This window comes from Thermohalobaculum sp. (assembly GCF_058622915.1).
On record NZ_JBZSYN010000044.1, the window covers coordinates 1 to 7,391 of the forward strand.

General features: G+C 72.8%; 8 protein-coding genes and 2 pseudogenes. 3 read left to right on the forward strand and 7 right to left on the reverse strand.

What is annotated here, in order from left to right:
- Window positions 1-168: 168 nt before the first annotated feature.
- The 6 genes and pseudogenes from AC32QD_RS03900 to ffh all read right to left on the reverse strand — a co-directional run bounded on the left by AC32QD_RS03900 (window position 169) and on the right by ffh (window position 4,097).
- Window positions 169-462, reverse strand: coding sequence for a hypothetical protein (locus AC32QD_RS03900; protein ID WP_492009173.1), 294 nt, complete (start codon window positions 460-462; stop codon window positions 169-171).
- A gap of 65 nt (window positions 463-527) precedes the next feature.
- Window positions 528-1,037, reverse strand: a pseudogene (gene rimM / locus AC32QD_RS03905) (ribosome maturation factor RimM); the annotation flags it as partial.
- A gap of 245 nt (window positions 1,038-1,282) precedes the next feature.
- A pseudogene (rpsP, locus tag AC32QD_RS03910) lies at window positions 1,283-1,672 on the reverse strand (30S ribosomal protein S16); the annotation flags it as partial.
- Window positions 1,673-1,720: 48 nt separating this feature from the next.
- Window positions 1,721-2,059 (reverse strand): chorismate mutase, encoded by a 339-nt coding sequence (locus AC32QD_RS03915; RefSeq protein ID WP_492009174.1) that lies wholly within the window; start codon window positions 2,057-2,059, stop codon window positions 1,721-1,723.
- Window positions 2,056-2,589, reverse strand: a complete 534-nt coding sequence (locus AC32QD_RS03920) for a GNAT family N-acetyltransferase (RefSeq protein ID WP_492009175.1) — start codon at window positions 2,587-2,589, stop codon at window positions 2,056-2,058. The genes AC32QD_RS03915 and AC32QD_RS03920 overlap by 4 nt, the downstream gene beginning before the upstream one ends.
- Complete coding sequence (ffh, locus tag AC32QD_RS03925; protein ID WP_492009176.1) at window positions 2,586-4,097, reverse strand: signal recognition particle protein; 1,512 nt, start codon at window positions 4,095-4,097, stop codon at window positions 2,586-2,588. Before ffh ends, AC32QD_RS03920 begins: the two co-directional genes overlap by 4 nt.
- Before the next feature lie 205 nt (window positions 4,098-4,302).
- On the opposite strand from ffh, the gene AC32QD_RS03930 reads away from it, so the two are divergent.
- Together AC32QD_RS03930 and AC32QD_RS03935 are read left to right on the forward strand one after the other, a co-directional pair.
- Entirely contained in the window at window positions 4,303-4,698 is a 396-nt protein-coding gene (locus tag AC32QD_RS03930) for a universal stress protein (protein ID WP_492009177.1), read from the forward strand.
- A 10-nt stretch (window positions 4,699-4,708) separates the two neighbouring features.
- The gene (locus tag AC32QD_RS03935) at window positions 4,709-5,110 is read left to right on the forward strand and encodes a universal stress protein (RefSeq protein ID WP_492009178.1); all 402 of its coding nucleotides are present in this window, start codon (window positions 4,709-4,711) and stop codon (window positions 5,108-5,110) included.
- Window positions 5,111-5,140: 30 nt separating this feature from the next.
- Here the strand turns inward: AC32QD_RS03935 and AC32QD_RS03940 are convergent, their stop codons facing one another.
- A complete protein-coding gene (locus AC32QD_RS03940) occupies window positions 5,141-6,352 on the reverse strand; it encodes an MFS transporter (protein ID WP_492009179.1) in 1,212 nt (403 codons plus the stop codon).
- Between the two features lie 263 nt (window positions 6,353-6,615).
- Here AC32QD_RS03940 and zapE point away from each other — a divergent pair.
- Window positions 6,616-7,391 (forward strand): cell division protein ZapE (gene zapE / locus AC32QD_RS03945; RefSeq protein ID WP_492009180.1); only part of this gene is annotated, 776 nt, incomplete at its 3' end.

The window sequence follows — 7,391 nt, forward strand, 5'->3', positions numbered from 1 at the left end:
ATGCCGTGCGAGCGGGCCTTGCCGGCCATCGTACCGGGCCCCGGTCGCGACGCCCGCATCGGGCCCCGGCCGCCGAGCCGGGGCCTCCGCCGGCCGGGCGCTGCGGCCGCGCCAGCGGCGCCAGGCCCCGGCGCGGTTGCGCCGCCCGCTGCGCGCGTCGGGCGCATCTCAGCCGCCGCCGTTCCCGGCCTTCAGCGCCAGGATCCGGCGCGCGGCGGCGCGCGCCGCCGCGGGCCGGCGCTGCAGGCCCATCAGCTCGTCCTCGGCCCATTCCAGGTAGTGCGCCACGCGGTCCTCGCTCACCTCCTCGTCGGTGACCAGCGCGTGGATCTCGCGCGCGATGGCGTCATAGTCGTCGGGCGTGCCCGGCGCCTCGGCCAGGCCTAGCGGGTCCCAGTCCCGCAACAGCACCTCGCGGATGCGGGCGAACAGGTGCTTGGGCGTCTCGTGCCGGCCGGTCATGGCGCGCCCTCCCCAGAGCTGCTGTCTGCGAGCGGGCCTTGCTCGAGCATGCTGTCTCCGAGCGTGCCCTCGGGCGGGTCGGCGATCAGCCGGCCCGCGGCGAGGTCGATCTCGGGCACTACATCACGGGTGAAGGGAATCATCACGGACTTTCCGCCGCCAAGGTCGATCTCGATCACGTCGCCGGCGCCGAAATCGTGCACCGCGCGCACCCGGCCCAGCGCCGCCCCGGCGCGGTCCACCACGCTCAGCCCGATCAGGTCGGCGTGGTAGAACTCGTCGCCGTCGGGCTCGGGCAGGCGGGCGCGCGGCACGTACAGCCGGCTGCCCCTCAGCGCCTCGGCCTCCTCGCGCGTCGCCACGCCCGACAGCCGCGCCGCGAAGCCGCCCTTGACCGGCCGCGTCAGGCGCACGGTGAAGGCGCGCGCGCCGTCCTCGGTGACCAGCGGGCCATAGCCTGCGATGGCCTCGGGCTCGGCGCAGAACGACTTCAGCCGCACCTCGCCGCGCACGCCGAAGGCGCCGGCTATGGCGCCGACGCAGATCAGCCGGCCGTGCTCGCTCCTCTCAGCCATCGCCTCACCTCGCGCTGAGGCCGGTGCAGACCCCGCCGGGCAGGGCGCCCGCCGCCGCCAGCCACCGGCCGCCCTGATGCACGCAGGCATCGGTGGCCAGCCGGTTCTGCACATGGCAGCCGCCGACGAAGGCGGCCGCGAGCAGGATGAGCCGGATCAGCCGGCGCACGGGCGCACCGCGCTCCCTCGGCCGAGGCCCCCTCCGAGGCGTCCGCCGCCGCCTCGGCGGGCGCTTCTGCAGCCGCCTCGGCGGGCGCCTCCTTGGCAGGCGCTTCCTTGGCAGGCGCCTCCTTGGCGGCCGCGGCCTTCTTGTCGCGCTCCTCGGCGCGCTTCTGCGCCTTCTCGCCGGGCAGCGCCTTCTTGGGGTTCGAGCGCGTCTTGGCCTGCGCCACGCCCGCCGATTCCAAGAAGCGCGAGATGCGGTCGGTCGGCTGCGCGCCCTGCGCCAGCCAGTGCTGCACGCGCTCGAGATTCATGCGCACGCGCTCCTCCGACCCCTTGGGCATGAGCGGGTTGTAGCTGCCGATGCGCTCGAGGAAACGCCCGTCGCGCGGCATGCGGCTGTCGGACGCGACGATGTGGTAGAAGGGCCGCTTCTTGGTGCCGGCCCGGGCAAGCCTGATCTTGATGGCCATCTGTGCTTCTCCTTGGTGTGCGCGCCGCGCTTGGAAGTCTTGCGGGGCTCAGTGCTGTGGGTCGTGGTCGTTGAGGATCCGCTCGTGGTGGCGGATCACCTCCTCGACGATGAAACGCTGGAACTTCTTGGCGAAATCGGGGTCGAGTCCGGACTCCTCGGCCAGCCGGTGCAGCCGCGCGATCTGCGCCGCCTCGCGCTCGGGATCGGCCGGGGGCAGGCCGTGCGCCGCCTTGAGCCGGCCGACCCGCTGGGTGCAGCGGAAGCGCTCGGCCAGCGTGTGCACGAGGATGGCGTCGAGGTTGTCGATGGAGTGGCGCAGCTCGCCTAGAAGCGCGCGCGCGCGGCTCGCGTCGTCGGTCGCCCCGCGGGTCGTGTCGTCGGTCATGGCAGCGCCCCTCCTGCTGCGCTCGGCTCCGGGTGCCGGTAGACCAGGCAGTCCGCATCGCGGCCCGGCCGCGCCGCGCCGCCGTCGCGCACGGCGCCGAGCCGCTCGGCCAGCCGGATCGAGCGCCGGTTGCGCGGGTCGATATAGCTGACCAGCGTCTCCAGCCCCAGGCTTGCGTAGGCCCAGCGCCGCACCGCCGCGGCCGCCTCGCCGGCAAAGCCCTTGCCCTCGGCCTCGGCCACCAGCATCCAGCCGAGCTCGGGCTCGGGGTAGTCCTCGTCGCGGAAGATACCGGTCTCGCCCAGATAGGCTCCGGTGGCGCGGTCCTCGATGGACAGCGCGCCATGGCCGTGCAGCAGCCACTGACCGGCGACATTGGCGAATTCCAGCCAGGCGCCGTGCCGGTCGCGGCGGCCGCGCTCGAGCACGGCGCGCTCGGAGGCGAAGAATGCGGCATAGGCGTCGAAGTCGGTAACGCGCGGCGCGCGCAGCACCAGCCGCCCGGTCTCGATGCGGGGGATCCCGGTCATTTCTTCTTGCCCAGCCCGGATAGGCCGGACGGCAGCGCCTGTCCGCCGCCGCCGCCAAGGCCCGGGAACCCCGGCGGCATGCCGGCGCCCGGAGCCCCCCCCGGCGCGCCAGCCCCGCCGCCCGGCCCCGACAGCATGCCCGGCTGCAGCCCGCCCTTGCCGAACAGCTGCGCCAGCCCGCTGCGCATCAGGCCCTTTTTTCCCATCTTGCCCATCTTCTTCATCATGTCGGCGGTCTGGCGGTGCATCTTCAACAGCCGGTTGACGTCCTGCACCTCGACGCCGGCGCCCGCCGCGACGCGCTTCTTGCGGCTGGCCTGCATCAGGTCGGGCTTCTTGCGCTCGTCCCTGGTCATGGAGTCGATGATCGCCATCTGGCGCCGGATCACCCGGTCGTCGAAGTTCGCCTCCTCCATCTGCTTGGTCAGCTTGCCCATGCCGGGCAGCATGCCCATGATGCCGGACATGCCGCCCATCTTGAGCATCTGCTCGAGCTGGCCCTTGAGGTCGTTCATGTCGAAGCGGCCCTTCTGGAACCGCTTCATCATGCGTTCGGCCTCGCGCTGCTCGATGGTCTCCTGCGCGCGCTCGACCAGGGAGACGATGTCGCCCATGCCCAGGATGCGCCCGGCGATGCGCTCGGGGTGGAACTCCTCCAGCGCCTCGGGCTTCTCGCCGGTGCCGACGAACTTGATCGGTTTGCCGGTCACCGCGCGCATCGAAAGCGCCGCGCCGCCGCGCGCATCGCCGTCCATCCGCGTCAGGATCACGCCCGTCAGCCCCACCCGGTCGGTGAACTGCTGCGCCACGTTGACCGCGTCCTGGCCGGTCAGCCCGTCCACCACCAGCAGCGTCTCGTTCGGCCCGGTGGCGTCGCGCACCGTGGCGACCTCGGCCATCAGAGCGTCGTCCACGTGCAGCCGCCCGGCGGTGTCCAGCATGACCACGTCATAGCCGCCCAGCATCGCCTGCTGCTTGGCGCGCCTGGCGATCGCCACCGCGTCCTGGCCCTGCACGATCGGCAGGCTTTCGACGCCGATCTGCCGGCCCAGCACGGCAAGCTGCTCCATCGCCGCGGGGCGGCGCGTATCCAGCGAGGCCATCAGCACCCGCTTGCCGTCGCGCTCGGCCAGCCGCTTGGCCAGCTTGGCGGTGGTCGTGGTCTTGCCCGAGCCCTGCAGGCCGACCATCAGCACGGTCGCGGGCGGCGTGTCGATCCTCAGCCGGGCGGGCTCGTCCTCGCCGCCGGCGAGCACGCGCTTGAGCTCGTCATGGACGATCTTGACGACCTGCTGGCCCGGGGTCACCGACTTCAGGACCGCGTGACCGGTCGCCTTCTCGCGCACCTGGGCGATGAAATCGCGCGCCACCGGCAGGGCGACGTCGGCCTCCAACAGCGCCACGCGCACCTCGCGCAGCGCCGCCTCGACGTCGGCCTCGCTCAGCGCGCCCTTGGCGGTGAGCTTCTCCAGCGTGCCGGAGAGGCGTTCCTGCAGGCTCTCGAACATGCGCCCTCCCAAAGGCGGCGAAGCACCGAGGACGCCGGCGGGCGCAACGCGCTGGCCGGCGGCGATCCCGAAGGGTCCGGGACCGGAAGCTCCCCACTTCCGGAATCCGCACGCATCTAGCCCCGGCGGGGGCCCAAGTCAACTGCCCGGGGCGTCCGCCGCGCCGTTTTGCGCAGGCTCGCGGAGACAAGCCGCCGGAGGGCCCATGTTCAAGCACATCCTCGTCCCCGTCGACCTCAGCGACGTCGGCGCCGCGGGCAAGGCGATGGCCACGGCGCACCGGCTGGCCAGCCGCGACGGCGCCCGGCTCAGCCTGGTCAGCGTCGTGCCGCCCTGGCCCGACGAGGCCGGCGCCGCGCGCCCGGACTGGCAGGCCCGGCTCGATGCCTGCCGCGCCGGGCTCGGCCCGGATCCCGACGCCGAGTGCAGCGTGCTGGTCGGCGGCTCGGTCAGCGGCCGCATCCTCGGCGCGGTCGAGGAAAGGCATGTCGACCTGGTGGTGATGGCCTCGCACGACCCGCGCATCACCGATTACGTGATCGGCTCGAACGCGGCGCATGTGGTCCTGCACGCGTCGTGCTCGGTTCTGGTCGTGCGCTGAGGAGGCGCCCATGTTCACCCGCATCGTGGTGCCGGTCGACCTCGATCAGCCGGGCCCGGCCGAGACGGCCGTCGCGGTGGCCCGGCACATCGCGCGCCAGGTCGACCCCCCGGCGCCGATCACCGTGGTGAGCATCCAGCCCGTGGTGATCGACGAGGACGGCACGCCGCCGCCCGACTACCGCCCGCGGCTCGACGCCTTCCTCGAGAGGCAGGGCGGCGCGGGCGGGATCGACGGCATCCTGCGCCTCGGCGGCTCGATCTCGACCGAGATCCGCGCCACTGCCGAGGAGGTCGGCGCCGACCTGATCGTGATGGCCTCGCACGCGCCGCATTTCACCGACTACCTGATCGGCTCGAACGCCGCGCATGTCGCCCTGCACGCGCCGTGCTCGGTCCTGGTCGTGCGCTGAGCCGCGCCCCCGGGGCGCGGGCGCGCGCGGTCAGGCCAGCGGCCGGGCGACCTGCATGCGCACCCTTTGCTCGCGCACCGGCAGGTGCACGATGGCCGAGAAGGCGCCCAGCCCGATCGCCGCCCACCACAGCACGTCGTAGGAGCCGTAGAGGTCGAAGACCCGGCCGCCCATCCACACGCCGATGAAGGCGCCGATCTGATGCGCGAGGAACACGATGCCATAGAGCGTGCCCATGTATTTCGGCCCGAAGATCGCCGCCACCAGCGCGCTGGTCAGCGGCACCGTGGGCAGCCAGGCCAGCCCCACCGCGGCCGAGAACGCCACCACCGTGAGCGGGCTCGGCGGGGTGAGGATGAAGGCGGCCATCACCGCCGAGCGCATGGCGTAGATCAGCGACAGCACATAGGGCTTGGGGTAGCGCCCGCCGAGCGAGCCGAAGAACCAGGTGCCGATGATATTGGCGCCGCCGACGATGGCCAGCGCCGTGGCGCCGAGCTGCACCGAGCCGCAGACCTGCGCCACGTAGGACGGCAGGTGCGCCGTCATGAACCCCACATGGAAGCCGCACACGAAGAAGCCGAACAGCAAAAGCACATAGCCCGGCTGCGCGAAGGCGTGCATGAGCAGGGGCAGCGTCGCCACGTCCGGGTCGGGCGGCCCGTCCTCGGCCGCCGCCGGCCCGCCGAGGAACGGGATGCACACGGCCATGGGCAGGAGCAGCACGGCCATCACCCCCAGCGTCGCCTGCCAGCCCCAGGTCGCGGTGATCCAGCCGGCGAGCAGCGGGATCAGCATCTGGCCCAGCGAGCCCAGCGCCGCCGTGGTCGCCATCACCCGCGGCCGGTCGCGCTCGGCCACCTGCCGCCCGATCGCCGAGAGCACCAGGCCAAAGCCGGTGCCGGCCACGCCCATGCCGACCAGCAGCCCCGCGCCCAGGTGCTGCATCCACGGCTCGTAGCCCACCGCCGAGACCGCCATGCCGGCCAGATAGACGCCCATGCCCAGCCACAGCGCGCGGCGGTCGCCCATGCGGTCGGCGATCACGCCGAACACCGGCTGCGCCAGCCCCCACACGATGTTCTGCACCGCCAGCGCCAGCGAGAAGGTCTCGCGCGGCCAGCCCAGATCGGCCGACATCGGTCCCAGCACGATGCCGAAGATCGAGCGCACGCCGAACGACAGCGCCAGCACCACGGCGGCGGCGAGCATGAGCACGACGGTCTCGCGCGGCAGCTTCACCTCGGGGCCCTCCGGCGCGGTGCATCCGGCCCGCCAGGCGAGCGGACGGGGATCGAACGGGGCGGCCCGCCCCTCTCGCGCCTCCAATGCAGTGGCGCGGTGCGCCGGCTTGGTCAAGCCAAGAGTTCGCAAGCCAAGAGTTCGCAAGCCGAGAGTTCGCAAGCCAACTCTTGTGATGCATGCGATCACGCCTGTATGCAGGGCGCCTTGGCAAGGGCCGGCCGCGTGCCGGCCGCGTTCGTCGCCACCGGGAGCGCGACCAGATGTCCGACGGGCCTGTGCCCCGTTACCGCCGGCTGGTGCAGTCGGGCGAGATCGACGCCGACCCGGCCCAGCGCGCCGCGGCCGAGAAGCTGCAGCTCCTGCACATGCGGCTCGCGGACTACGACCCGAGTGCGGGCAAGAAGGTGGCGCTGGGGTGGTTCGGCTTCGGGCGCAAGGCGGCCAAGGCCGACAAGGCGCTGGCCGGGCTCTACATCTACGGCCCTGTCGGGCGCGGCAAGTCGATGCTGATGGACCTGTTCTTCGCCGCAGCCCCGGTGCGGCGCAAGCGCCGGGTGCATTTCCACGCCTTCATGCAGGAGGTGCAGGCCGGGCTGCACGCGGCGCGGCAGAGCAATGTCGAGGACCCGATCCAGCCGGTCGCCGACGAGGTGGCCGAGCACGCCTGGCTGCTGTGCTTCGACGAGTTCCAGGTCACCGACGTGGCCGACGCCATGATCCTGGGCCGCCTGTTCGAGGCGCTGTTCGCGCGCGGCGTGGTGGTGGTGGCGACCTCCAACCGCGCCCCCGACGACCTCTACAAGGACGGGCTGAACCGCCGCGTCTTCCTGCCCTTCATCGCCATGCTGAAGGCGCGGGTGGACATCATCGAGCTCGACGCGCCGCGCGACTTCCGCCAGGGGCTCGCGGGGGGCTCGCCGTGCTACTTCACCCCGCTCGGGCCCGCGGCCGACGCGGCCATGGCCGCCGCCTGGGCGCGCGAGACGGGCGGCGAGACGGGCGGCGAGACGGGCGGCGAGACGGGCGGCGAGACGGG